General features: G+C 28.6%; 1 protein-coding gene and 1 pseudogene. One reads left to right on the top strand and one right to left on the bottom strand.

Annotation, left to right across the window (positions count from 1 at the left end; all coding sequences use genetic code 11):
* Positions 1 to 414, bottom strand: a 414-nt coding sequence (locus CEX73_RS01290; RefSeq protein ID WP_260081101.1) for an exonuclease domain-containing protein, incomplete at its 3' end; no start/stop codon positions are given.
* A gap of 57 nt (positions 415 to 471) precedes the next feature.
* Between CEX73_RS01290 and rnhA the strand changes: the two are divergent.
* Positions 472 to 938: pseudogene (gene rnhA, locus CEX73_RS01285) on the top strand (ribonuclease HI).
* The last annotated feature ends 110 nt before the right edge of the window (positions 939 to 1,048 follow it).

Below are 1,048 nucleotides of genomic sequence, written 5' to 3'. Positions count from 1 at the left end.
AAATATTTTTTGTGCTAATAATAAGCTATCAGTAATTTGACAAATAGTATTAATATTATCAATTTTATGATTGATCATTTTTAATTCATTATTTATAAAACCAATATCAAATGGTGCGTTATGTATAATTAATTCACTATTATAGATAAAATCAAGAAAGACTTGAGTGACTTGTGCAAAAGTGGGTTTATCTTCTAAAAATTCATTATTTATACCATGAATCTTAAATGCATCTTGATCTATGAAACGTTCGGGTTTAAGATAAGTATGAAAGTACTTTCCAGTAACACGACGATTAATTACTTCTACCGCACCAATTTCAATAATTCTATGTCCTTTGTAAGGTACATCTACCTGATTTATTCCTGTTGTTTCTGTATCTAAAAAAATTTGTCGTATAATCTTACTACTCATAAGATTCCTTTATGTAAAATACATATTAAATAGAATTTTTATATATTATTTATAAATATGCGTAAACAAATAGAAATTTTTACAGATGGTTCATGTCTTGGTAATCCTGGTCCTGGTGGATATGGTGTTATATTACGTTATAAACAATATGAAAAAGAATACAGTGCTGGATTCCGATTAACTACTAATAATCGGATGGAGTTAATGGCTACAATAATAGCTTTAGAGTTGTTAAAAAATCCTTGTGAAGTAATAATTTCTATCGATAGTAAGTATGTTTATCAAGGTATATATCAATGGATTTTTAATTGGAAAAAGTATAGTTGGAAAAACGCTAAAAAAAAAACATAAAAAACATAGACTTATGGCAGCGATTAGAAATTGTTAGTCATCTACATGTACTAAGTTGGCGTTGGGTTAAAAGTCATACTGGTCATCCTGAAAATGAACGGTGTGATGCACTTGCGCGTATCGCAGCTAAGCATCCATTATTAGAAGACTTTGGGTATCAAGTTAATACTTAAATATTGTTTGTAAACTATTGTTTACCGTACTATTACAAATAGTGGGGTTGCAGAGTAGTTGTTACTTGATGTTTTAATAACGTTAAGTGTAAAGGAATTGTACGTTTACG

The sequence above is a fragment of the Candidatus Palibaumannia cicadellinicola genome (assembly GCF_002855795.1).
GTDB classification, from domain to species: Bacteria; Pseudomonadota; Gammaproteobacteria; order Enterobacterales; family Enterobacteriaceae; genus Baumannia; species Baumannia cicadellinicola_C.
Note: the sequence above shows the minus strand (reverse complement) of the source record. Positions and strands in the feature narration are given on the sequence as shown.